The following is a 23,275-nucleotide window of genomic DNA, read 5'->3' on the forward strand; positions in this document are numbered from 1 at the left end:
TAGGTTTTTCATCAGCTTGTATCAATACGGCCTACAATTCGAGAATTATCCCTTCTTCTGCCACATGAAACCCGTTTTGGAGTACTTCCCGGTACGCCTCGCTGGCGGGGTTGAGCAACGGATTGGTATGGTTCAGGTGTATAAAATACACTTTGGCTTTTTCTGCGGCAGGCAGGTTTTTCAGCAGCTTCATGGTTTCTTCAACAAACGGGTGGGGGATTTCTGACATATCTCTGCCGGGTATCTCGCCGTTTTTAAAGAAGGTGGCGTCCAGCAGCGCATAATCTACCTGCGCCAGCATATCTTCCAGGTTTTTGTGCCAACGGTCCCATTTGTCAATATCGGGTATGAAAAGGGCCTTCCTTGCGGGGCCGTGAATGATAAAACCCACGGTTTCGGAATATTCGTCCCGGTGAGGCACCCGTACCGGGGTCACCTGCAGGTTCCGGTTAAGTGTAACCGGCTGATCTTCCTGCATTTCTTTAACCGCTATATTGCTGAGCTTTACCAGCTGTTCCCAGGGGCCATTGGTCTCCAGGAAGGTTTTGAGTTTAGGCATGGCATATACCGGCATTTTCCTGGCATCAGCCGCCTCCCGCCCCAGGTACATCAGCCCGGTATAATGCCCGATATGGGCGTGTGTCAGGAAGATGCCGTCTGGTAACGGGCTGCCGGCTTTACCGCTGAGAGCCATCAGGGTTTTTACCTGGGAGGTGATATCCGGGGTGGCGTCTAACAGCCAGGCCTGCCCCGTTTCGGCATCGGTCACGCCGATACACGATACCTGCCGCTTTTGGCCGGGCAGCAGGTTTTTACAGCATTCTTTTTCACAGCCTATCTGCGGATACCCGGCATCCTGCGCGGTGCCCAGAACCACCAGGCGGGCCTGGGAAAAAACCGGAACCTGCACGATCAGGAGGAGAAGGAGGGCGTATTTAAACATAGATAGTTCCGAGTAGTGAGTTCCGAGTGATTAGTTCCGAGTAGTGAGTTCCGAGTAGTGAGTTCCGAGTGATTAGTTCCGAGTGGTGAGTTCCGGGTAGTTTCAATCGCTGTCAATAAACCGTTTTGTAATGGGCGCATAAGAGTCGATCCGCCGGTCGCGCAGGTAAGGCCAGGTGGTGCGGTAGTATTCCGTTTTGTCAAGGTCTATTTCTTCCACATGTACTTCTTCCCGGTCGTGAGAGGCTTTGTACAGCAGCCGGCCGTGCGGGTTGGCAATAAACGAGCCGCCCCAGAACTGCTGGTTGGCCTCGGTGCCCACCCGGTTGACCGAAACCACGTAAAGGCCGTTGGCTACGGCATGGCTCCGCTGTATGGTTTCCCAGGCATCGTGCTGTTCCCGGTTGATCACGGGGTCTTTTTCGTCCAGGTCCCAGCCAATGGCCGTAGGGTAGAACAGGATCTCGGCTCCCATCAGCGAGGTGATACGGGCGGCTTCCGGGTACCACTGGTCCCAGCAGATCAGCACGCCGATGCGGGCAAAACGGGTTTCAAATATTTTATAGCCCAGGTCGCCGGGGGTGAAATAGAATTTTTCGTAGTAGCCGGGGTCGTCAGGAATGTGCATTTTCCGGTATTTGCCCAGGTAGGAACCGTCGGCATCAATGACGGCTGTGGTATTGTGGTACAGCCCCTGTGCTCTTTTTTCAAAAAGGGAAGCAATGATCACCACGCCCAGCTCCTGCGCCAGGGGCCGGAGGAGGTCGGTGGTAGGGCCGGGAATGCTTTCGCCCAGCTTAAAGTTTTCGTGGTCTTCCACGTCGCAGAAGTACAGGGAGGTGAACAGCTCCTGCAGGCATACAATCTGGGCGCCCTGAGCGGCCGCTTCCCGGATTTTCTCTACGGCTTTCTGCCGGTTGTTGTCTACACTTGCCGAGCAGGTCATCTGAACCACACCTACTTTTACGTTTTTCATCTTGCACTCAATTTTTCCGAAAGATAGGCAAAAAGCCGTGAGCTGTCAGCTATGAGCGGTGAGCTTTTAGCTTTCAGCGGTCGCACAGAGACCGTCGGATGCGCCTGTTACGGGTTGAAAGTTTGTTGGCTGAAAGTTGTCAGTCAACAGCTGTTTTGTTTGGCTTAAGGGTGGTCTTCCGGTTTTTTGTATGGAGAAAAAGGTTTTTTGTTTTAGAAAAATCTGCCGGGTAGGATAATTTTTATAGAAATTATAATAATAAAAATAAAATATGAGTTTTCAATATAAAATATTGTTATAATTTATTGAGTCGAAATAAAAGTCTGATAAATTGCATACAAAGTATATTTTGTATTATATAGTTATATTTTTTCAATATATAATACTATTCTTAGAATATTTAGGCAGTTTCAAAGATGATGAAGACAAATAAAGGGTTGTACCTTCCTGATTTTGAGCATGATGCATGTGGTATCGGGTTCCGGGCACATTTAAAAGGAGGGAAATCGCACCAGATCGTAGCAGATGCCATCACCATGCTCGAACGTATGGACCACCGGGGGGCTTGCGGCTGCGATCCGAACACGGGCGACGGCGCCGGTATACTGCTCCAGATTCCGCACGAATTTCTTTACGATGAATGCCTGGAGCTGGGTTTCCGGCTGCCGAAATACGGTGAATATGCGGTAGGAATGATCTTTTTTCCTGCAGATGAAAAACAAAGAAACGAATGCCGGGAGATCATCAACCGGAAAGTGGAGAAGCTGGGCTTCGGGCTTTTGGGCTACCGGAAGGTACCCACCCGCAACGAAACGCTGGGCGAGGAGTCACGTTCGGTAGAGCCCTGTGTGGAGCAGCTGTTTCTCCGGCTCACAGATGCGGACAGCCTCACGTTTGAACGAAAGCTTTACGTACTGCGGCAGATCACGACCAAGTTGATTCACGAGTCGGTAGCCGGCTCGGAAGAGAGCTTTTACTACAGTTCGCTGTCGACCAAGACCATTTCCTACAAAGGACAGCTGACCACCGATCAGCTGAAATATTATTTTCCTGACATTACCCGGAAAGACGTGATCTCGGCCTTTGCCATTGTGCATTCCCGTTTTTCCACCAATACCTTTCCGTCCTGGAAGCTGGCCCAGCCTTTCCGGTATATTGCCCATAACGGGGAGATCAATACCGTAAAGGGGAACGTCAACTGGATAAAAGCCGGTGAGGCTTCTTTCTGTTCGGAGTTTTTTACCGACAAGGAGATGCAGATGATCCTGCCCATTTGTAATAAGGGAAACTCCGACTCAGCCCACCTGGATAACGCAATAGAGCTGCTGCACCTTTCAGGCCGCTCCCTGCCCCATGTGATGATGATGCTGATCCCGGAAGCCTGGGAGGAGAACCCCGATATGGACCCGGTCCGAAGGGCATTTTATGAGTTCCACTCGTCGGTGATCGAACCGTGGGACGGCCCCGCATCCATTTCCTTTACCGACGGCCGGATCGTGGGGGCTACCCTCGACCGGAACGGGCTGCGCCCCTCCCGGTACTGGGTTCTGAAAGACGACACCGTGGTGATGGCTTCTGAGGCCGGCGTGCTGGATATTGATCCCGCACAGGTACTGTATAAAGGCCGACTTCAACCCGGAAAGATGTTTGTGGTGGATATGGAGCAGGGGCGGATCATCCCCGATGAGGAGCTGAAAGCGGATATCTGCAGCCGGCAACCGTACCAGCAGTGGCTCGACGAGCACAAGATCATGATCCGCGATCTTCCCGAATCTATCCGGCCGTATACCCAGTACAGCGAGGAAGGCCTGCTGAAAAGGCAGATTGCTGCCGGCATGACCTCCGAAGACCAGCGCCTGATCCTGACCCCCATGGCTACTACCGGCGGAGAGGCCATCGGCTCTATGGGCATTGACATTCCGCTGGCGGTGCTGTCAGACCAGAGCCAGCATATCTCGTCTTATTTCAAGCAGCTTTTTGCCCAGGTAACCAACCCGCCCATCGACTCGATCCGGGAGCGGTCTATCATGTCGCTGATCTCGTTTGTGGGGGCTTCTGAAAATATCCTGTCGGAGTCGCCCAAGCACTGCCGGCAGGTACAGCTGGACCAGCCCGTGCTGACCATCCGGCAGTTTGATAAGCTGCGGTTTGTAGACTACGAGGGTTTCCAGGCCAAGACCATCAATACCTATTTTAACGTGGATACGCCTGATCCGGCCCGGGCGCTGGAGTTTGCCCTGGAGCGGATCTGCCGTTACGCTACAGACGCCATCTATGACGGCTTTGAGATCATTATCCTCTCAGACCGGGCCATTGATTCTGACCATGCGCCCATACCTTCGTTGCTGGCGGTATCGGCGGTACACCATCACCTGATCCGTAAAGGCCTCCGCGGAAAGATCGGCCTGCTGGTAGAGAGCAGCGATATCTGGGAAACCCATCATTTTGCTACGCTGATCGGGTACGGTGCTTCCGGGATATGCCCGTATATTGCCTTTGAGACCCTTTCCCACATGAACCGGAAGGGGATGATCGCCGGCGAATATACCGATGAGCAATTGTACAAAAATTATATAAAGGCAGTCAATAAGGAGCTGCTGAAGATCTTCTCTAAAATGGGAATCTCCACGCTGGCCTCTTACCGGGGAGCCCAGATCTTTGAATGTATAGGGCTCGGAAAACCTTTCGTAGACCGCTTCTTTACAGGAACGGTCTCGCGGATCGGCGGACTGGGCATGGAAGAGATTGCCCGCGAATGCCTGGTGCGGCATACGGTGGCTTTCCCGAAAGTGCCGGTAGAAAGCGTAAAAAGGCTGGAAACGGGCGGGGTATACCAATGGAAACAGCGGGGCGAGAAGCACCTGTTTAACCCGGATACCATTCACCTGCTGCAGCAAGCCACCCGCATCGGGGTTTCGGATCAGAAAAGAGGATACGAAATATTTAAAAAATATACCCGCTTAATGAATGAGCAGGCCGATAAGTCGATGACGCTTCGCAGCCTGCTCAAATTCAAAAATACAAGCCCCGTTCCGTTAGAAGAGGTAGAGCCGGTAGAAAGCATCCTTAAACGTTTTGCTACCGGGGCCATGTCTTTCGGTTCCATCTCGTGGGAGGCGCATACTACGCTGGCCATTGCCATGAACCGGATCGGCGGAATGTCAAACTCGGGTGAAGGCGGCGAAGACGAAGCCCGTTTTACCCTGCTGCCCAACGGCGACAGCATGAATTCGCGGGTGAAACAGGTTGCTTCGGGCCGTTTCGGGGTAACCTCCTATTACCTGACCCATGCCGATGAGCTGCAGATCAAGCTGGCGCAGGGAGCCAAGCCGGGTGAAGGCGGGCAGTTACCCGGCCACAAGGTGGATGAATGGATAGGCCGTGTAAGGCACAGCACACCGGGTGTGGGGCTGATATCGCCGCCACCCCATCACGATATTTATTCGATTGAAGACCTGGCCCAGCTGATCTTTGATCTTAAAAATGCTAACCGGAGGGCCCGTATATCCGTAAAGCTGGTTTCTGAAGCCGGCGTGGGAACGGTGGCTTCCGGAGTGGCCAAGGCCCATGCCGATGCCGTACTGATTGCCGGGTACGATGGCGGCACGGGAGCCAGTCCGCTGTCGTCAATCCGCCATGCGGGCCTGCCCTGGGAGCTGGGCCTGGCAGAAACTCACCAGACCCTGGTCAGGAATAAGCTGCGGGGCCGGATTACCGTGCAGACCGACGGTCAGATCCGTACCGGCCGTGATATCGTGATAGCTACCCTGCTGGGTGCCGAAGAATACGGTGTGGCCACTGCCGCCCTGGTGACCGTAGGCTGTATCATGATGCGGAAATGCCACCTGAATACCTGCCCGGTAGGGGTGGCTACCCAGAATAAAGAATTACGGGCCCTGTTTTCCGGGCAGCCGGAGCACGTGGTCAATATGTTTACTTACCTGGCTATGGAGGTGCGCGAGATTATGGCCGGACTGGGCTTCCGGACCATCAACGAAATGATAGGCCAGAGCCAGTACCTGGCACCCCGGAATCCTAAAGATCACTGGAAACGGAAACATCTCGATCTTTCCCGGATACTGTACCGCGAAGAGGTGGATACGGCACTGTACAAGCAGGAAGAACAGGATCACGGGATAGCCGATGTGCTGGATCATACGCTGATCAGGGATGCGCAGGAAGCATTGGATAACCAGGTGGCGGTAAGGGGCGAATACCGGATCAATAACCTTAACCGTTCTATCGGGGCGATGCTGTCGAACGAAATATCCAGGCGCTACCGGGGCAACGGCCTGAAGCCCGGAACCATCAGCTACCGGTTTTACGGAACGGCCGGGCAGTCGTTCGGGGCCTTTTCTACCCGCGGTATCCGCTTTGAGCTGGAAGGCGACGCCAACGATTACTTTGGCAAGGGCCTTTGCGGGGCCGAGCTGGTGGTGTACCCGCCCCGTTCTTCCACTTTTATTCCTTCCGAAAATATGGCCGTGGGAAATGTGTCTTTCTACGGTGCCACATCGGGAGAAGCCTATATCCGGGGAATGGCCGGTGAGCGTTTTTGCGTGCGCAATTCAGGTGCCCGGGTGGTGGTAGAAGGAGTAGGAGATCACGGATGCGAATACATGACCGGGGGTATTGCCGTGATCCTGGGACAAACGGGCCGCAATTTTGCCGCCGGTATGAGTGGCGGTATAGCCTATGTATATGATGCTGACGGTTCTTTCGGCACCCGGTGTAACCCGGAAATGGTAGACCTGGATGACCTGACCGCTGAAGACATAGAAACGCTGACCGGCCTGATCACCCGCCATTTTGAAAATACGGGCAGCGATGTGGCGCAGGCTATCCTGGAAAACAGGAGCTTCGATCTGGAGAAATTTGTGAAGGTATTCCCCAGGGACTACAAGAAGATTTTATTGGAGAAGGAAATTGTGGCGGCGTAATTTAAGAATTGACAATGAACAATTGACAAATATTGGTGACAGGTGGGAACTCACTCGGAACTAAATACCTGGTACTATTATATATACAAACATGGGAAAGCCAAGCGGATTTTTAGAATTTGAAAGACAAGCTGCCCTGAAAAGGAGCATAGCAGAACGGAAAAAAGACTACCGGGAGGTAGAATACAAATACAATGAAAAGCAGACTACCGAGCAGGCCACCCGCTGTATGGATTGTGGTGTGCCCTTTTGCCACAACGGCTGTCCGCTGGGGAACAACATTCCCGAGTTTAACGATGCCGTTTATGAGGGCAACTGGAAATATGCTTTTGAGATACTGGATTCTACCAATAACTTCCCGGAATTTACGGGGCGGATCTGTCCCGCTCCCTGCGAGTCAGCCTGTGTGCTGGGCATCCATAAGAACCCGGTAGCTATAGAGTACATCGAGAAATCGATCATTGAAAAAGCGTTTGAAAACGGCTGGGTAACGGCGCGTCCGCCCAAAAAACGGAGGGAGGAAAAAGTGGCCGTCATTGGCTCGGGGCCAGCCGGACTGGCTGCCGCTTCGCAGCTCAATAAAGCCGGTTACTGCGTTACCGTATTTGAACGGGCCGACCTGGCGGGCGGACTGCTGCGTTACGGTATACCTGATTTTAAACTGGAAAAACAGGTGATTGACCGGCGGCTGAAAGTGATGGAGGAAGAAGGCATCATCTTCAAAACCGGGGTAAACGTAGGAACAACTCTTTCTGCTGCCCAGCTGCAGGAAGATTTTGACGCCGTGCTGCTGGCCATCGGGTCTACCGTGCCCAGGACCCTGGATATTGAAGGAAAAGAATTAAAAGGCGTATATTTTGCCATGGACTATCTCACCCAGCAGAATAAGCGGGTGGCGCTGGAGGAGGGTTACGACGGACTGGACCTGGCCCGCAATCATGCCGGTGAACACTACCGGGAAGACGATATCCGCGCCACGAATCAGCGGGTATTTGTAATCGGCGGCGGCGATACGGGCTCAGATTGCGTGGGCACCGCCAATCGCCAGGGTGCTGAGCATATTACCCAGATCGCTTACGGGTTGCTTCCGCCCGCAGAAAGAGATGCCAGTACCCCCTGGCCCCTGTATGAACATAAGCTGCGTACCTCTACCTCGCATGAAGAGGGTTGTGAGCGGCTGTGGAGTGTCAATACCAAAGAATTTATCGGCGATGAAAACGGTAACCTGAAGGCCTTGCGGCTGGTGGATGTTTCCTGGAAGTTTGAAAACGGGAAAAGAACCCTTATTGAAAATCCGAAGAGTGAACGGGTGGTTGAGGCTGACCTGGCCCTGCTGGCCATCGGCTTTTCGGGTCCGCAAGCCGGAGGACTGGTAGAAGACCTGAACCTGAAGCTGGATGCCCGCGGAAATATTGTAACCGAAAATTACCAAACATCGCAAAAAGGGATTTTTGCTGCCGGCGACTGCAAACGGGGACAGTCGCTTGTGGTCTGGGCCATATCAGAGGGGCGCGAAGCCGCCCGGGCTATGGATGTGTTTCTCTCCGGCAACTCCCTGCTGGAGGCAAAAGAAAGAGGAATGACGGTTGCTGCCGGCGCGTAGTTCCGGGTATCCGGCTCCGGTGTAGTGAAAAACACCCGGGAAGCGCTTAGGTATACAAAAGGTGCCTGGAAAACGCAGTAGCCTGCGTACTTTCCGGGCACCTTTTTTTTGCGGCCTTATTTCCTGAAAAAGAATTTGGCCGGAGCAATTTCCGCCTTCACCGAGTCGATCAGGGTTCCGTTAGGCTGGTAACGGAATACATAACCCGCCTGCTTGAAAGAAGGAACCAGCCCGCCGTAAATTATACCGGTTTCAGGATCTGCGGCCATCCCGTAAAAAATCTTTTTGATCAGCGGGGTGGTAGCGTTAATGGTGGTGGCATCTACCGAAGTGCTGTACACCTGGCCTACCTCATTCCAGTTTTCATCATAAGCAGAAAGGGTGAAATAAAGCGTTTTTTTGTCGTGGCTCAGCACAAACTTACCGGGGCTTTGTCCAGCAGAAGCCGGGTTAAGCTTCACCGTACTTTCCACTACCCTGGCAGAAGGGTTAATTTTCTTGAGCGCTCCGCCGGCATAAACCCAGAGCTTATTGTTGGCATCCACACCGATCACCTCCGGATCAGCACCGGCTTCAATGGTTTGTTTTACGGCATCTGTGTTGATATCAACCACGGTGATGACGGTTTTCCCCGAATAAATATTTCCTACAAAAGCTTCATTGCCCACTACGGCTATACTCTGAGCCCCGTGCTGAACCGGAATTTTCTTTGTCAGCTTATTGGAGGTCAGATCCAGTACGGCAATGTACCCGGGGTTGATATAGGTATCCGGCCAGCTGCCGGTTACATCCCAGGCGGTCACGTAGGCTTTGGTATTGCTTACTTTGACCACTTCACGCGGATTCTCTATTTCAGCAGAAGGAATCGTGGCTTCAGATTTAAACGTTCCGGCATCTACAATTTCAATCTTGTCCAGCCCGGGGCCGGAGTTATCGACCAGTATAATTCCTTTGCCGTTAACCTCTCCGTAACCGCTTACTCCGCCCGGGAGGCTTCGGGTATTTTCTTTTTGAAAAATATCGTACGTGATGCTTTGCGCATTGGCGGGCAGGAATGTCACGGTTCCGTTGTTATCGGTGAAATTACCTTCATTTACCACAATTACCCCTTTTCCGTATGGCTGTTCGGGCTGGGTGTTTTCATCGGTGTCACATGCATAAAGAAATGCGCAGAGAATAATTAATTTACGTTTCATATTAACTTGATTTAAAGATTTCCGATCAGGATGCTGAGCGCCACAGAGCGCATGGGCATAGCATTTTTCTTTTGGTTGGGGTAGAGCACATCGGTCACATTGTTTACCTGCAGAGCAGTATTGAAAACCCGCCTGGAAGTACGTTTTTCGTAGGCAATCCTGCCATTCATCAGGTAGAAAGGCATATACGGCTGACCGGAATGATCAAATGTGATATACCTTTTGGAATTGAACTGTTGCTGTATATCAACACTCCATGCCTTCCGTGTGGCAGATACCGTGCTGCTGACGGCGTGGCGTGGTACATACACGAGTTGCTTACCCAGGATATCGTGGGTATATGCCCCGTATTCTTTCTGTTGCGAAGCGTGGGTAAGGGTATACTGAGCCCGTACATCGAACCGGGTTTTTTCGATCCGGCTTTGAAGAGACGTTTCCAGCTCAATCCCTTTGGAAAGTACCTGCTGCAGGTTTTCTACCCGGTAATTTTTTTCGGGGTTCCAGTAGGTCCAGTTATCGATCCGGTTATGAAATACGGTGGCGCCCAGCCGGGTTTGGGTGATTGCGGTAAATTTATGCTGCCACACCAGGCCGGTTTCTTTGTTAAAGCCGGTTTCAGGTTGAATATCAGGATTACCCAAGACCTCCCAGTAGCGTTCGTTCAGGGTAGGCACACGGTAGCTTCGGGCCAGGGAAACCGGCAGGGTGAGCCTGTCCTTAGGGTTTTTAACGAGGATGTATTCCAGCCCGGCAGACGGCGTGAAGGGCGGGTTATAGCCGGTCACCCACGCCTGGCGCAGGTTAAGCGAAGAGCTCAGGCGGGCCGAAAACTGGTGGCGTAGCAGGGCATACAGATCCAGCCGGGTCTCCGTTTTACGGCCACCGCCATAACCGTCTACCCGGGCGTTATAGTATACCGTTTCTGCCCCGAGCTTCAGGTTAGTGCCTTTGTCGCAATCGTGTATCCAGGCCAGATCATGCTCGGCCCGCACAATATAACGATCTACCCGGGTATGGCTGGGGTTCAGGTTTTCTCCTTTTCCGTAATCGGTGATATCACGGATATAGGCCGTACGGAAAAGGGTTTTTCCGAGCTGGTACGAAAGGCTGCTCCGGTAAGCCTGTGTGCGGGTGATCTCACGCAACAGAACCACTTTGGGTTGCACGGCCAGGTCGTTATCTGAAAACCAGAGATTCAGCGAAAGCAGGTCTCCTTTGCGGTTCATAAAGTACAGGTCCTGTACAGCACCGGTCTGGCGGGTATGAATGGGTTCGGTGGGTAAGGTTTTCCCCTTACGGGTAATGGGTTCCGTACCGAAATTATTCCGTACGCTGCTTCCGTAAAGAAGTGTTTTCCCCGAAAGCTTTTTCCCGTTGCGAAGCAAACGGTGGAAACGCAGTCCACCCTGCCCGGAAAAATTCTCAGAGGTTTCGCCCCGTACTGCAGCCATCAGCTGTGTTCCTTCGGTTTGGAAACCAGGTAACGAACGTAGCTGAATGCTGCCGCCAACGGCATCGGTACCCACACAGCTGGCGGCAGAGCCGTATTGTATGGTCATTTCATCAAACCCGGCAAGGGGTATGGTCGAAAAATCGGTTTGTCCTAACGAAGGAAAATTAATATTGATCCCGTTCCAGAGCAGGGCCGTATGGCCGGCGGATGTTCCGCGGAAAGAGAGGGTAGCCAGCTGACCCGCTCCGTAGCTTTTAAAGGCTACGGGCGTCTGGAACTGCAGGAAATCAGCCAGGGTGCTGAAGCGGTTCCGGGCCAGGTCGGCCGAGTCTGCCTCCTGTATCTTCTGCCCGGTCATGAACCGTTCGGGGCGCACTCCTCTGACTTCCACTTCGCAAAGGGTCAGCTCTTTCTGGGCAAAAAGAGTTGCCGGGAAGCACAAGGCACTCCATAGGCTCAACAGCCTGCAATAACCGGGTAAACCGCCTGTTCTCAATTGAGGAAAAGATAAATGATCTCCCGGGCTCTATCCGCCGTAGATGTACCGGTTATTCTGGTTCAGGGCAGGTTTCCTGGCTAGCTTCCATTTTCCGGCGCCTTCCCATCCCGCAGCGGGGACAGTGGCTCAGCAGAAGGAAAACTTTGCGGAAGCTTACAGTTGCGGGGACAGCCCGTGATTTACACACGGTTCCCTATTATCTCTGTTCCGGCTATTCCCGGAACAAAGCACCCTGAAACTTAGGGCAAAGATAAGGGGATTCTGTTTGAAATTGTCCGGATTAATGCATATCTTTGAATACTGAATCTCTTTAATGAAAAATATACACAATGAATTACAAGATATCATTATCAGAAATGGACGAGTTAGCCCTACAGGAAAACTCGAAAAAACGCAAAATTTCCTTAGAGGAAATGCGTCATCAGGCCTCCGGGCTGAAACACAAAAGTCAATCAAAGCTGAAGAAGCATTCTGCCTGATTGATTTTGCCAGGAGAGAGAGAATCTTTTCTATACCAGGGAGATTTCACAGGAAGCATTTATCGCATCCGGGGCTGAACAGCGGGTTTATCGCTACGATGATCACCATGTTATCAAGATCAATGACGGTATTTTTTATGAAAATTGGTTAGATTATTTCAATAGTCTACTCATACATAACTACTTTTTTCGCTCTACAGCATATGATTTTTTAGGCTTTAAAATTATTGATAATGTATTATTTGCAGTAGTTAAACAGGAATTTATAGTCTCCGATGAGATGGTTGACCTGATTATAGTGAAAAACTTCTTAGCGTATAACGGGTTTCAAAACATACGTAATAATGATTACTATAATCCTCAGTTGGGAATAATATTTGAAGATCTGCATGATGAAAATGTATTATGCCGAAACGGAGTGTTGTATTTCATTGACACAGTATTCTATCTTACCGATAATTTTTATAAAGGGGTAGGCCTTGGGCAGGTGAGGATATAGAGCTAAAAGTACTACCAGGTTCTTCTCCTGATTTAAAATGAAGAAAGCCGCTGGGACACGGCTTTCTTCATTTTATAAATCTTGTTTTATCAGTACTCGTGCGGCAGTTCCGCATTGACGTGCTCATGCCACGGCAGCCCGTGCTTGTTCAGCAGATCCATGAACGGATCGGGGTTCAGCTCTTCCACGTTATAAACGCCGGGCTTCATCCAGTCGGTATGGGTCAGCATCAGCATGGCTCCGATCATGGCCGGAACGCCGGTGGTGTAGGAAACGGCCTGGGAACGCACTTCCCTGTAGGCTTCTGCGTGGCTGCAGTTGTTCCATACATAATAGGTTTTGTCTTTTCCGTCTTTGACCCCTTTGATCTGGCAGCCTATCGAGGTTTCACCCGTATAGTTTTCTCCCAGTGAATCAGGAGCGGGCAGCACAGCCTTCAGGAATTCCAGCGGAACGATATCCTGTCCCTGGAACTTAATGGGTACAATGCTGGTCATGCCTACGTTTTCCAGCACTTGGAGGTGGGTAATGTATTGCTGGCCGAAGGTCATCCAGAACCGGGCCCTTTTCAGGGTAGGGAAGTTCTTCACCAGCGATTCCAGCTCTTCGTGGTACAGCACGTACGATTCCCGCGCGCCTATATTCGGGTATTCAATGGGTTTGTGAACAGACATAGCCGGAATTTCCACCCATTCGCCGTTCTCCCAGTAGCGGCCCGGCTGGGTGATCTCCCGGATGTTGATCTCCGGGTTGAAATTGGTGGCAAACGCTTTGCCGTGGTCACCGGCATTGCAATCCACAATATCCAGGTAGTGCAGCTCATCAAAATGGTGCCTGGCTGCATAAGCTGTAAATACCTGGGTTACACCCGGGTCAAACCCACACCCCAGCACGGCCATAAGCCCGGCTTCCCTGAACCTGTCGCGGTAGGCCCACTGCCAGCTGTATTCAAATTTAGCCACATTTTTCGGCTCATAATTGGCGGTATCGAGGTAATGTACACCCGTTTCAAGACAGGCATCCATAATGGTCAGGTCCTGGTAAGGCAGAGCTACATTGACCACCAGCTCGGGGCCGTACGCTTTGATCAAAGCTACCAGCTCGGGAACCTGGTCGGCATCCACCTGTGCGGTAGCTATTTCAACGCCGTGCATTTCTTTAATATCGGCAGCAATTTTATCGCATTTTGATTTTGTGCGCGACGCCAGCATGATCCCTGTGAAGACATCTGCGTTGATCGCACATTTGTGCGCCACCACCGTGCCTACGCCACCGGCACCAATAATCAATACTTTAGCCATTTGTTTCCATTTAAATTTGAATTGCAAAAATAGGCAATTCGTTCAGATATCGAAATGAAATTCACGCGGAAGCCCCCGGAGGCTGTCCGAAAAGGCTTTACGTACTTTTCAGGCACCTTTATATACCGGTTTATGCAAAACAGGCGTTGTATAAGATTTAAAATATTTTTCAATTACTGTTTCCGCATGTTTACCTTTGTGCACTTTTTAAAAGGGATAATGTTAAAAAAGAGTTTCCTGCTGGGTGTTTTCTTATGGATGCAGATACCGCTGTTCGCACAATATGCTAATTCAGTACGGTTTAACCTGGCCGGCCCTGCCCTTAACCTGTATTCGCTGCAGTATGAACGGCAGCTGACCGGCCGGCTGGCTTTCAATAATACGTTTTTCTACCGGCCCAAGTCGGATATTCCTTTTGGCGGGTTTATTGATAATTTTACCAAAAAGCACGGTGTGGGCCTTACCGGGATCAAGTTTGATGATATTTTTATGAATGAGGCGCAGGTAGGGGTGAAAGGGTACTCACCCGAGCTGCGCTATTACCTGGGAAAAAAGAAAAACAAGGCCTTCATCGGCCTGTTTGGCATGTATGAAGATTTTGATATGAAGGTGCCCGCCTTGGTCGGGGTGATCCGGGGCGACCAGTATTTTGATGTCAAGCTGCCCATTCATTTTACGTTCAAAACCTATTCGGGCGGGATCCTCATCGGGAAGCAGTTTGTCTGGAACCGGGTAGGGCTCGATGTGGTGTTTATCGGGCCGCATATCGGCTCGGCCGGTGATTTTTATGCCATGGGGAAGAACAGTAACCTCCAGGGACTCAATGAGGAGGAAAAGGAGTTTGTGAAGTATAAAATAAGGGAACGTTTCGGGTTGAAAGAAAAATATTTCAGCATGGAGCTGAATGAAGATGCTGCCGAGATAAAATCGATCCGGCCTGTGCCTTATCTCGGGATCCGCGGAGTGGGGGTAAATCTCTCGTATCGTTTTTAAATGCTGCGCCGCAGCCTGAAGCTGACCTGTATCAGGCGGTGGTCACGCAGAACAACCATTTCAATAAGATGGCCTTCTTTCTTGCAAAGCTGTTCATACAGCTCATTGATGGTCATAAAATTAGCCAGCTTGTTGTTGAAAATAATGACCTTATCACCGGGCAGCACCCCTGCCTGGTGAGCTACTGAATTCGGAATAACGGCGGATACCTCAAACGTCTTGAAATCTTTACCGGTAGCCCGCAGGTCAAGTCCGCTCATGTCTGATTCAAAAGGCTTTTTGAGGGTTTTCTTAATGGGCTTCAGCACCATCAGGTTCTGGCTGTAGTTAAGGGTCACCACAAATCGCTTCAGGATTTCCCCTCCGATGCTGCCGTGGCGCAGCTCGTGCTCTTTGGTAAACTTGCTGTCAAATACGAGGCTGTCGGGGAAAGAGGCGATCACATTTTTAAAATCGTGGTTGGCAAAACGGAGGAGGTCAATACGCCCCAGCTTGCCCTCGATATTGCCGTTCAGCCCCCTGCCCAGGTAGCCGTTGGAAAGGCGGTGCGGGATGATAGCGGGAGGCAGCGATTCCTGGTTCAGGAGCAGCGAATGGGCCCCGCCCGTATCAATGACAAGCTTCAGGTTTTCTATCTTTTCACCGTTCGACTCCAGCCGGTTAACCGTGATATAAGGCTTTGTTCTTTCGAGGTGTAGCGGAATGGCCACTCCCTTATGTTTCTTGTAACGGTATTTATACGGGTCGCTGAAGGTGAGTTGCCGGGTGTTGTAATCAATTTCCACGCTGAACCGCTTGAAAACATCGCTGCCCAGGATACCGTGAACGGGCATGCCCAGGTATTCCGAAAGATTCAGAAAGTTTTCTTCCAGGACCACGATATTCTGGCCGTAACCGGCTATGCCACCGAACTTCACGGTGTGCCCGAGGGATATGGAAGCCGTAACGGGAGGGGCTTCGCCGATACCACTGATCGAAATTTCCCGGGCAATTTTCAGGTTAAGCTTCTTCCGTAAAGTGGTATCCAGGATGATGATACTCTGTACTCCCGAGTCCAGGATAAAATTCAGCGTATCCGAATTGTCCACCACGGTTTTTACCACAATGAGATTGGCGCGGAGCTCAAACGGGCAGAACGTGTAATTTTGTTTTTTACGGATGGGGTTAAAACCGAAAGGTTTATCTTTTTGAGCCAGGCATGCGGGTATTTCTCCGGTAATGCCCAGCACCAGGAAGAGAAAAACCAGCAGGTATTTTTTACAGCCCTTCATAATAGTGGTGTAAAATATTAAAAAAAATGCAAAAGATAACAGAGATAAAATACAATAAAATAAATTCTTGTTTTCCATATAATGAACCATGTGTTGAGATTGCAGGTTTTTATTAAGAATTTTGTACGAATATTTAAAGGGCACTATGAAAAAAGATCTGCGGAAATTAACCCCTGACCAGTTAAAGGAATGGTTGAAATCAGAAGGAGAACCGGCCTTCAGGGCAAAGCAGATCCGCGAATGGCTCTGGGAAAAGGGGGCTACCGATATCGGGGAAATGACCAATCTGTCGCGGGTACTCCGCGATAAGCTGGCTGATGCCTTTGAGATCCGGAATGTGAGGGTGCATACCTCGCAGTTTTCGGCTGACGGCACCATCAAATCAGGATTTAAGCTCTACGACGACCACCTGGTGGAAGGCGTGCTTATTCCTACCGAAACCCGCATGACGGCCTGCATATCTTCGCAGGTAGGCTGTTCACTGACCTGTAAATTCTGTGCCACGGGCTATATGAACCGGGAGCGTAACCTGGACGCCGCCGAGATCTACGACCAGGTGCAGCTTATCAGGAACCAGGCAGAGCAGCATTTTAATGCACCGCTCACCAATATTGTCTATATGGGCATGGGTGAGCCCCTTTTAAATTACGCTGCCGTGCTTGAATCGGTGGAAATGATCACTTCACCGGAGGGGTTGAACTGGTCACCCAAGCGCATTACGGTTTCTACGGCCGGTATCGCCAAGATGATCCGTAAGCTGGGCGATGACGAAGTGAAATTTAACCTGGCCCTCTCGCTGCACGCCGCCAACGATGAAAAGCGGAACACCATCATGCCCATTAACGAATCGAACTCGCTGGCCAACCTGGCAGAAGCCTTAAATTACTTCTATAAAAAAACCGGTAATAAAATTACCTTTGAATATATTGTTTTTCATGGATTTAATGATAAAATTGCTGACGCAAAAGAATTGCTGGCTTTTGTGCGTCGGGTGCCCTCCAAGGTAAATATCATTGAATACAACCCGATCTCGGAAGCCAGCTTCCGGAATGCTGATCCCCTGGCCATCGATAAATTTGCAGCATTTCTGGAAGAAAACCGGGTAACGGTTAACATCAGGCGGAGCCGGGGAAAAGACATTGATGCGGCCTGCGGGCAGTTGGCCATAAAGGAGAATTAACAATTTCATAATATACCATATACCGACATTCTTTTTATTTAAAGGGAATTTTGCAGCCTCTAAAATCAGAATACTAACTCTCTCATTCCTATGTTTGGATTAGAAAACGACATTTTCCTCCTCCTGGCCGTTTGTATTTTTGCAGCATGCCTTTTTGAGTTTATCAACGGGTTTCATGATACGGCAAATGCGGTGGCCACGGTAATCTATACCAACTCCCTTAAACCTGCCCAGGCCGTATTGTGGTCGGGAATGATGAACTTTATCGGGGTCATTACCGGTGGGGTGGGTGTCGGCATGTCTATTGTCAATCTTTTGCCGGTTGACCTGCTCATTGACCAGAACGTTTATCACTCCATTGCCATGGTGCTGGCCATGTTGTGCAGCGCTATCATCTGGAACTTCGGTACCTGGTACTTCGGCCTGCCTTCGTCGAGTTCGCATACGCTCATCGGGGCCATTATGGGGGTGGGCTTAGGCTATGCCATGCTTCCTGAAAATGCTTCGGGAGCGGCAGCTATCAACTGGGATAAAGTAAAAGAGATCTTTACCGGGCTCTTTATTGCCCCGCTGATCGGTTTTACGCTGGCGGTTATTCTCATGTTTATCCTGAGAGTTTCCGTAAGCAAAGATGTCAGGAACCAGATATTTTCCGAGCCCAAGAAAAATCAGCCGCCTCCGGGCTGGATCCGTACCACGCTGATCTCTACCTGTACGCTGGTAAGCTTCTTCCATGGGAAAAATGACGGGCAGAAAGGGATCGGGCTGGTGATGCTGATCCTCATAGGTATTCTGCCTTCTTACTTTGCCATAACTGGGTTAGATGACCTGAAAAAGATTCAGCCTGACCTGGTACAGATACAAAGCATTGTATCCCGGATAGACACCACCCACCTGGGTGCAGACGAACGCAATCATATCCGGGGCATTAACGAAAATCTTGCTGTCCTGATGCCTGTATCTCAGGGGATTTCCCCGGATACCACCAAAAAGCTGCACCTCAGAGCCGCAATTCTGCAGATATCTACCAACACCAAAAAGCTGCTGAAAGACGAGAGCGTGAAAATGAGCAGCAAAGACCGCGAAGACCTGTCGGTGCTGGCCACCAAAGAAGAGAAAGGAATACGGGCTGCCATAGACTTCGCCCCGTTTTGGGTTATTCTTATGATCTCGCTTTCCTTAGGAATGGGCACCATGATCGGTTGGAAAAGGATCGTGGTGACGGTAGGAGAGAAGATCGGGAAGTCGCACCTGACCTACGCGCAGGGGGCTTCGGCCGAGCTGGTGGCGGCCATTACCATCGGGCTGGCATCCGGGTTTAAGTTGCCGGTAAGTACTACGCACACCCTGTCTTCAGGTATTGCGGGCTCTATGGTGGCGTCAAAAGGCATCAAGAACCTGCAGTCCAAGACCATCAAGAATATCGGTGTGGCCTGGATACTGACCCTGCCCGTGTCCATTTTGCTTTCGGCCGGCCTGTTCTTATTGTTCCGGGCAATGCTTTAAAGCTCCTGCAGGAGAGAGCCCGGATATCCGGGCTTATAACCGTACAAACCCATCCGTGCCCGGCCCGTCCGTGTTATCCGTGACAAACTGGCTATATTTATTCAAAGAGCCGGAGCAGCCTGAACATGCCTGCTCCGGCCATAAAAATCAGAAAAGCCCGAGCTGCTCGCCTTCGCTTCCCGGCTTGGTGTGATCAAAATCCGGTGCCTCGGGGTCGTTGCCTTCTGTATCGTTTTCCTCCGGTTCGTTTTCCGGTTGCTCGTCGTTGGTTTCTTCTTCCAGGATATCTTCCTCTATCTCCTCTTCCTCTTCTGAGGCCAGTGCTTTAAAGCTTACAATCTTATCGAAAGGCAGCTTGTTTCCTAACGCTTTCCAGCCTTTCACATCAATCATCTCGTCTACTTTGTAGAGATCGGTGGTAACCTCGGTTTTCCGGTCTTTCCGGTGCCTGATCTCCACGCGTGGCTTCTTGTCGCAGGTAGCAAAAACCAGCTCTGATTTAGGATGTTCAGAGATGAAGGTAAATTTCTTATCCATGGTAGACGTTTCTATCAGGAAGCGCTTAATGTGGTAATGGCGGTGCTCGCCGTCGAGGTAGATGCAGGAAACCGGCCTTTTTTCCTGGTACTTGCAGATGGTTACCACCTGGCGCGGGTCGTAATGGTTGGTTAGCTCGAAATTGGTCAGCTCGTATTCTCCGGTGTTGTAAAGCACCAGGATCTTGTCGCTGGGACCAAAATTGCCCAGGAAATTGCCGTGCCCGTCCTTGTTGAGCCGGCCCAGGGTAGGCGTATACCAGATATCTACACCGCCCAGGGTAGATTTACCTGCCGTTTTAAAGGCAATTTTCCGCACGGCATATTTGGAGACCAGGTTACCCATGGCCGAGCGGTTTTTGATGAGCAGGTCGGCAAAATTGAAATCAAATACCTTCTTTTTGGCGTTTGAGCTGGCCGTCAGGTTCACGGTCACCACTTCTGCTTCCCCGTTTTCGTTGGCTGAAAAATAGGTGACCTTCGAGCGCGGACTGCCTTTGGTAACGTCATACTCCTTGTCGCGGGTAACGCCGGTCACGGCAAAGCGCTTGGCAAATGTCCGCCCGCTTTTGCCGTCAAGGTACATTACGTTGTAGATCTTCCGTTCGTCATTCTTCCGGAAAACAGCGCAATAGATGATATTTTTGCCCACGAACACCTTATCCTGGATCTTGACCACCGAAAATTTGCCGTCGGCCCTGAAAACAATGATATCGTCAATGTCCGAGCAGTCCATCACAAACTCGTCTTTTTTCAGGCCATAGCCGATAAAGCCGTTCTCGCGGTCTACATACAGCTTCTGGTTGTTGGCGGCCACTATAGCGGCCTGCACCTCGCCAAATTGCAGGATCTCCGTTCTTCTTTCACGGCCTTTTCCGTATTTCCTGATCAGCTCCTGGAAGAAATTAATGGTGTAACGCACCAGGTTTTCCAGGTTATCGTTTACCTCCAGCAGCTCTTCCTGCAGCTTCTTCATCAGCTCATCGGCCTTGAAGCCGTCGTACTTCGAAATCCGCTTGATCCGGATCTCGGTCAGGCGGAGGATGTCTTCCCGCACAATCTCGCGGTAGAAATCTTTCTTATACGGTTCCAGCCCCCGGTCTATGGTCTCAATGACGGCCTCAAAGGTCTCGCATTCTTCGATGTCGCGGTAAATCCGGTTCTCAATAAAAATCTTTTCCAGTGAGCTGTACAGGAGTTTTTCCATCAGCTCTGCCCGGCGTATTTCCAGCTCCCGCTTGAGCAGGTACATGGTCTGGTCGGTAGAATTTCTCAGGATATCGCTCACCCCCAGGAAACGGGGCTTCTGGTCAGCGATCACTACCGCATTGGGCGATACCGATACCTCGCAGTTGGTAAAGGCATAGAGGGCATCAATGGTGATGTCGGTAGAGGTATTGGGCGCCAGGTGGATCAGGATCTCCACGTCTTTGGCGGTATTGTCTTCCACCTTTTTGATCTTGATCTTCCCGCTGTCGTTAGCTTTGATAATCGACTCGATCAGGCTGCCGGTGGTGGTAGAGAAGGGGATCTCGGAGATCTTCAGCGTCTTTTTATCCACCTCCGATATCTTAGCCCGCATTTTTACCTTGCCGCCCCTGGCCCCGTCGTTGTAATGGGCGACGTCAATGAGCCCGCCGGTCAGGAAATCGGGGTAAAGCACAAAAGGTTGCTTTTTCAGGTGTTTGATAGAAGCTTCACAAAGTTCTATAAAATTATGCGGGAGAATTTTGGTCGACAGACCCACGGCAATGCCTTCGGCGCCCATTTCCAGCACCAGCGGAAACTTGGCCGGCAGGGTCACGGGCTCGCGCTTGCGGCCGTCGTACGACATCTGCCACTCGGTGGTGTCTTCGTTGAAGAGCACCTCCTGTCCGAATTTGGAAAGCCGCACCTCAATATAACGGGGAGCAGCGGCCGAGTCACCGGTACGGATATCGCCCCAGTTTCCCTGGATATCCAGCAGAAGCTCCTTCTGCCCGATGTTTACGATGGCATCCCCGATAGAAGCATCCCCGTGGGGGTGAAACTGCATGGTAGACCCTATCACGTTGGCTACTTTGTTGAAACGGCCGTCGTCCATTTCCTTCAGGGCATGGAGCAGCCGTCTCTGTACGGGCTTCAACCCGTCTTCCATGGCCGGAACGGCCCTTTCCAGGATCACATACGATGCATACTCCAGGAAATACTTTTCAAACATATCATCCAGTATCTCCTTCTGGTGTGTAGGGTCGTAAGTCTCGTCGCTCATTTATATGGGTTTCTCAGTTTACGCAAATATAAGAAATCTTGCGGCTTGTTTGATGCAGGGAAGGCATGGAATAAGCTTTGACAGGCGTGTTTTAACTTTTTTTCCCTGTACCCGGGAAAGGATATTCTTTAACGCATAGCTTTGTGCCTGTGAACAGATTCAGATGATGAAGAAATATTTAATTTCTATTTTAGGATTGGTTCCGTTTGGACTTTTTCTGAGCCTGCAAAGAGACTCAAAAGATTATATACAAAAAATATCTTTTGAAATTACTTTTCCAATGATGAGTACTGGAATGGATATACCATTTAGGGATACAGTCACCATTTATTATGATTCCAGTTATATAGTCTATGAAAAAGGATTTTTTCATACCGATGCCAGTATTTTTGGAGATATTATTGAAAATGATAGTCTTACAGGTACTTTTAAGAAAACCAACTCTGAGATTAACTCAAATGTAAGCTTAGCTTTTTTTGGATATTTGAAGGGCGAGAATTATGGTATACTTTATTATCCATTTGATCACCAAGTGAGTAAACAAAGAGTGGATACGATGAAAGTACAATGGGGTGGTGAGGCTTTTAAAACTTTTCTAACACTTGAAAATGCCAGACTAGTGAATAGAAAAGCTACTTTGAATAGGATAACTGAAAAATATATTACTATTAATAAAAAAGATGAAACATATCCCGATAGTATTTTTGTCTATTATAGTTCTGCAATAAAGGGAGACTTTTTCTCTTTTAATAAAGAGTTAGAAGAGAAAAATCATATGAGAATTTCTGACATAGTGATGTTCTTTAAGAAGTCATATTCTGAAATATACGCAACAACATTGCCTGATAGAGAACTCTCCGTCAGAATGCTGGATTCGAAAATTACTGATTATGATAAGATCAGCAAAATTTTTGAGAAATTCAGAAAAAATGATTTTTAGCATTTTTGCGGATGCAGGCTACATAACTGCACCCGTTTCCTTAAATAAACCTTATATAACCTTGTATGTTTTGCGGTATACTTTTAAAAATGCAGCAAATAGCCCAATGCCTGGAGGTGAATTTGTCGGTGCTTCTTTCCTGAACGTATAGAATAAAAAAATGCCTCCCTTTGGGAGGCATTAACGCAAAACTGGGTCTTAATATCTTTCTCTTCTTTGAGGTCTTTCGCCTTTAGGTTCGGCAACTTTAACCACGATCGTGCGACCGTCCAGTTCGGTCTCATTCAGACTGTTGATAGCTGCTTGAGCTTCTGAGTCGTCAGGCATTTCCACAAACCCGAATCCCTTGGAACGGCCTGTGAATTTGTCAAAAATAACCTTAGCTGAATCCACTGCGCCAAATTCCTGAAATGCGCCAAGAAGGGTGTCGTCTGTAGTGTCGTAATTCAACTTTGCTACGAAAATGTTCATTTGAAAAAAAATAAAAAATTAATAAATAGAGCTTAAACACCGTAGCAAAACCGATATGAATATTGACCTGCAAACGAAGTAGTAACTCGAAAACGTAGTAAAGGTATTGTTTTTAAATTACATTTCAAGCAGCGCAACCGTTTATTATGGCCAACGGGCGGGCAATCCGGCTTACCGCTTTTTACAAAAACGGTCTGTATGCTGGTATTATGGCGGTTTTGAGCCCGTTTTGCAGCAGG

The 23,275-nt window shown here is 49.9% G+C and carries 16 protein-coding genes and 1 riboswitch; of the genes, 8 read left to right on the forward strand and 8 right to left on the reverse strand.

Features of this window, described 5'->3' with window-relative positions; genetic code table 11:
* Positions 1 to 31 precede the first annotated feature (31 nt).
* Entirely contained in the window at positions 32 to 943 is a 912-nt protein-coding gene (locus tag AB2U10_RS07135) for an MBL fold metallo-hydrolase (RefSeq protein ID WP_367913662.1), read from the reverse strand.
* 102 nt (positions 944 to 1,045) lie between these two features.
* Positions 1,046 to 1,918 (reverse strand): carbon-nitrogen hydrolase, encoded by an 873-nt coding sequence (locus AB2U10_RS07140; RefSeq protein WP_367913663.1) that lies wholly within the window; start codon positions 1,916 to 1,918, stop codon positions 1,046 to 1,048.
* Positions 1,919 to 2,334: 416 nt separating this feature from the next.
* Here AB2U10_RS07140 and gltB point away from each other — a divergent pair, with 416 nt between their 5' ends.
* Entirely contained in the window at positions 2,335 to 6,858 is a 4,524-nt protein-coding gene (gene gltB, locus AB2U10_RS07145) for a glutamate synthase large subunit (protein WP_367913664.1), read from the forward strand.
* A 91-nt stretch (positions 6,859 to 6,949) separates the two neighbouring features.
* Positions 6,950 to 8,461 (forward strand): glutamate synthase subunit beta, encoded by a 1,512-nt coding sequence (locus tag AB2U10_RS07150; RefSeq protein ID WP_367913665.1) that lies wholly within the window; start codon positions 6,950 to 6,952, stop codon positions 8,459 to 8,461.
* Positions 8,462 to 8,577: 116 nt separating this feature from the next.
* On the opposite strand, the gene AB2U10_RS07155 is transcribed toward AB2U10_RS07150, so the two are convergent.
* Both AB2U10_RS07155 and AB2U10_RS07160 read right to left on the reverse strand, forming a co-directional pair.
* Positions 8,578 to 9,657, reverse strand: coding sequence for a DUF5074 domain-containing protein (locus tag AB2U10_RS07155; RefSeq protein WP_367913666.1), 1,080 nt, complete (start codon positions 9,655 to 9,657; stop codon positions 8,578 to 8,580).
* 11 nt (positions 9,658 to 9,668) lie between these two features.
* Positions 9,669 to 11,570, reverse strand: coding sequence for a TonB-dependent receptor plug domain-containing protein (locus tag AB2U10_RS07160; protein WP_367913667.1), 1,902 nt, complete (start codon positions 11,568 to 11,570; stop codon positions 9,669 to 9,671).
* 85 nt (positions 11,571 to 11,655) lie between these two features.
* Positions 11,656 to 11,859: riboswitch (cobalamin riboswitch) on the reverse strand.
* A gap of 63 nt (positions 11,860 to 11,922) precedes the next feature.
* On the opposite strand from AB2U10_RS07160, the gene AB2U10_RS07165 reads away from it, so the two are divergent.
* Positions 11,923 to 12,240 carry a hypothetical protein gene (locus AB2U10_RS07165; protein ID WP_367913668.1) on the forward strand — a complete coding sequence of 106 codons (318 nt, stop codon included), beginning with the start codon at positions 11,923 to 11,925 and terminating at the stop codon, positions 12,238 to 12,240.
* Complete coding sequence (locus tag AB2U10_RS07170) at positions 12,150 to 12,587, forward strand: putative polyvalent protein kinase domain-containing protein (protein ID WP_367913706.1); 438 nt, start codon at positions 12,150 to 12,152, stop codon at positions 12,585 to 12,587. Before AB2U10_RS07165 ends, AB2U10_RS07170 begins: the two co-directional genes overlap by 91 nt.
* 89 nt (positions 12,588 to 12,676) lie before the next feature.
* Here the strand turns inward: AB2U10_RS07170 and AB2U10_RS07175 are convergent, their stop codons facing one another.
* Complete coding sequence (locus tag AB2U10_RS07175) at positions 12,677 to 13,888, reverse strand: saccharopine dehydrogenase family protein (RefSeq protein ID WP_367913669.1); 1,212 nt, start codon at positions 13,886 to 13,888, stop codon at positions 12,677 to 12,679.
* A gap of 219 nt (positions 13,889 to 14,107) precedes the next feature.
* On the opposite strand from AB2U10_RS07175, the gene AB2U10_RS07180 reads away from it, so the two are divergent.
* Positions 14,108 to 14,881, forward strand: coding sequence for a DUF3575 domain-containing protein (locus AB2U10_RS07180; RefSeq protein ID WP_367913670.1), 774 nt, complete (start codon positions 14,108 to 14,110; stop codon positions 14,879 to 14,881).
* On the opposite strand, the gene AB2U10_RS07185 is transcribed toward AB2U10_RS07180, so the two are convergent.
* A complete protein-coding gene (locus AB2U10_RS07185) occupies positions 14,878 to 16,152 on the reverse strand; it encodes an aspartyl protease family protein (RefSeq protein ID WP_367913671.1) in 1,275 nt (424 codons plus the stop codon). The genes AB2U10_RS07180 and AB2U10_RS07185 overlap by 4 nt on opposite strands.
* Before the next feature lie 145 nt (positions 16,153 to 16,297).
* Between AB2U10_RS07185 and rlmN the strand changes: the two genes are divergently transcribed.
* Positions 16,298 to 17,332: a dual-specificity RNA methyltransferase RlmN gene (gene rlmN / locus AB2U10_RS07190; RefSeq protein WP_367913672.1), complete on the forward strand. Its 1,035-nt coding sequence runs from the start codon at positions 16,298 to 16,300 to the stop codon at positions 17,330 to 17,332.
* Between the two features lie 90 nt (positions 17,333 to 17,422).
* Positions 17,423 to 18,838: an inorganic phosphate transporter gene (locus AB2U10_RS07195; RefSeq protein ID WP_367913673.1), complete on the forward strand. Its 1,416-nt coding sequence runs from the start codon at positions 17,423 to 17,425 to the stop codon at positions 18,836 to 18,838.
* Positions 18,839 to 18,985: 147 nt separating this feature from the next.
* On the opposite strand, the gene AB2U10_RS07200 is transcribed toward AB2U10_RS07195, so the two are convergent.
* Positions 18,986 to 21,625 (reverse strand): DNA gyrase/topoisomerase IV subunit A, encoded by a 2,640-nt coding sequence (locus AB2U10_RS07200; RefSeq protein ID WP_367913674.1) that lies wholly within the window; start codon positions 21,623 to 21,625, stop codon positions 18,986 to 18,988.
* Between the two features lie 163 nt (positions 21,626 to 21,788).
* Between AB2U10_RS07200 and AB2U10_RS07205 the strand changes: the two genes are divergently transcribed.
* Positions 21,789 to 22,565 (forward strand): hypothetical protein, encoded by a 777-nt coding sequence (locus AB2U10_RS07205; RefSeq protein ID WP_367913675.1) that lies wholly within the window; start codon positions 21,789 to 21,791, stop codon positions 22,563 to 22,565.
* 198 nt (positions 22,566 to 22,763) lie between these two features.
* On the opposite strand, the gene rbp is transcribed toward AB2U10_RS07205, so the two are convergent.
* Entirely contained in the window at positions 22,764 to 23,036 is a 273-nt protein-coding gene (gene rbp, locus AB2U10_RS07210; protein WP_367913676.1) for an RNA-binding regulator, read from the reverse strand.
* Positions 23,037 to 23,275: the final 239 nt, after the last annotated feature.

This window comes from Leadbetterella sp. DM7 (genome assembly GCF_040829825.2).
Taxonomy (GTDB): Bacteria; Bacteroidota; Bacteroidia; order Cytophagales; family Spirosomataceae; genus Leadbetterella.

Bases quoted from the DNA above. Each gene is read 5' to 3' on its own strand.
- AB2U10_RS07135 (WP_367913662.1), bottom strand. From the start codon at position 943: ATGTTTAAATACGCCCTCCTTCTCCTCCTGATCGTGCAGGTTCCGGTT.
- AB2U10_RS07140 (WP_367913663.1), bottom strand. From the start codon at position 1,918: ATGAAAAACGTAAAAGTAGGTGTGGTTCAGATGACCTGCTCGGCAAGT.
- gltB (WP_367913664.1), top strand. From the start codon at position 2,335: ATGATGAAGACAAATAAAGGGTTGTACCTTCCTGATTTTGAGCATGAT.
- AB2U10_RS07150 (WP_367913665.1), top strand. From the start codon at position 6,950: ATGGGAAAGCCAAGCGGATTTTTAGAATTTGAAAGACAAGCTGCCCTG.
- AB2U10_RS07155 (WP_367913666.1), bottom strand. From the start codon at position 9,657: ATGAAACGTAAATTAATTATTCTCTGCGCATTTCTTTATGCATGTGAC.
- AB2U10_RS07165 (WP_367913668.1), top strand. From the start codon at position 11,923: ATGAAAAATATACACAATGAATTACAAGATATCATTATCAGAAATGGA.
- AB2U10_RS07175 (WP_367913669.1), bottom strand. From the start codon at position 13,888: ATGGCTAAAGTATTGATTATTGGTGCCGGTGGCGTAGGCACGGTGGTG.
- AB2U10_RS07180 (WP_367913670.1), top strand. From the start codon at position 14,108: ATGTTAAAAAAGAGTTTCCTGCTGGGTGTTTTCTTATGGATGCAGATA.
- AB2U10_RS07185 (WP_367913671.1), bottom strand. From the start codon at position 16,152: ATGAAGGGCTGTAAAAAATACCTGCTGGTTTTTCTCTTCCTGGTGCTG.
- rlmN (WP_367913672.1), top strand. From the start codon at position 16,298: ATGAAAAAAGATCTGCGGAAATTAACCCCTGACCAGTTAAAGGAATGG.
- AB2U10_RS07195 (WP_367913673.1), top strand. From the start codon at position 17,423: ATGTTTGGATTAGAAAACGACATTTTCCTCCTCCTGGCCGTTTGTATT.
- AB2U10_RS07200 (WP_367913674.1), bottom strand. From the start codon at position 21,625: ATGAGCGACGAGACTTACGACCCTACACACCAGAAGGAGATACTGGAT.
- AB2U10_RS07205 (WP_367913675.1), top strand. From the start codon at position 21,789: ATGATGAAGAAATATTTAATTTCTATTTTAGGATTGGTTCCGTTTGGA.
- rbp (WP_367913676.1), bottom strand. From the start codon at position 23,036: ATGAACATTTTCGTAGCAAAGTTGAATTACGACACTACAGACGACACC.